Here is a 1,096-nt window from a genome sequence, read left to right as displayed (position 1 = left end):
GCGCAGTCCGCCAGCCCGTTCCCCTGGTCGCGGGGCCGCGAGGTGCTCGCGCTTGCAGGCTCGGGCGGGCGCCCCCCGGGCGCCCCCCCCACCCCTCCGTCGGTTCTCACAAGGTCACCGCACGATCGGTCCGGCACGAGGCCACGCGCCGTAAGGTTAGACACATGAACGATCGCATGGTGTGGATCGACTGCGAGATGACCGGTCTCTCGCTGTCCGACGACGCGCTCATCGAGGTGGCCGCGCTGGTCACCGACTCCGAGCTGAACGTACTCGGTGACGGGGTGGACATCGTGATCCGCCCGCCCGCCAAGGCCCTGGAAACCATGCCGGAGGTGGTGCGCCAGATGCACACCGCTTCCGGCCTTCTCGACGAACTGGCCGGCGGCACGACGCTGGTCGAGGCCGAGGAGCAGGTTCTGGCCTATGTGCGCGAGCACGTCAAGGAGCCCGGCAAGGCTCCGCTGTGCGGCAACTCCGTCGGCACGGACCGCGGCTTCCTGTCCCGGGACATGCCCACGCTGGAGGGTTACCTCCACTACCGGATCGTCGACGTGTCCAGCATCAAGGAGCTCGCCCGCCGCTGGTACCCGCGCGCCTACTTCAACAGTCCCGAGAAGAACGGCAACCACCGGGCGCTCGCCGACATCCGCGAGTCCATCGCGGAGCTCAGGTACTACCGGGAGGCCATCTTCGTGCCGCACCCCGGTCCGGACTCCGACACCGCGAAGGCGATCGCCGGCAAGCACGTCCTGCCCGGGCGGTAGGCGTCCGGGCCGTCCGGAGCGCGACCGGGGGTCCGGGAGGGCGACCGGGGGTCCGGGAGGGCGACCGGGGGGTCCGGGTAGGGGCGCCGCAAAAGCCGTGCGCGAGCACCCCTTCGGACCCTGTACACTTTTTCTCGGCCGGTCGGGGAAACCACCGAATCACCGCCGGTCATGGTGGGTGTAGCTCAGCTGGTAGAGCACCTGGTTGTGGTCCAGGATGTCGCGGGTTCGAGTCCCTCGACACGCGCGCCCTCCGGAAGCGCGCGCAGCAGGTCGATCCCGCGCCACACCGCGTCCCAGGTGGGGCGCGTACGGCTCTCCACCAGGGC

At 70.3% G+C, this 1,096-nt stretch carries 1 protein-coding gene; it reads left to right on the top strand.

Annotated elements, in window-relative coordinates; translation table 11 throughout:
- The first annotated feature begins 164 nt into the window (after positions 1-164).
- Positions 165-767 carry an oligoribonuclease gene (gene orn, locus ACFW2E_RS20815; RefSeq protein ID WP_384468463.1) on the top strand — a complete coding sequence of 201 codons (603 nt, stop codon included), beginning with the start codon at positions 165-167 and terminating at the stop codon, positions 765-767.
- Positions 768-1,096: the final 329 nt, after the last annotated feature.

Origin of the sequence: Streptomyces sp. NPDC058964, assembly GCF_042741275.1 — a bacterium.
Classification (GTDB): Bacteria; Actinomycetota; Actinomycetes; order Streptomycetales; family Streptomycetaceae; genus Streptomyces.
The sequence above is the reverse complement of the archived record's forward strand: the minus strand, read 5'-3'. Positions and strand labels throughout refer to the sequence as shown.

What these genes read in the sequence shown, in the direction of transcription:
- orn (WP_384468463.1), top strand. Translation starts at nt 165, where the DNA reads ATGAACGATCGCATGGTGTGGATCGACTGCGAGATGACCGGTCTCTCG.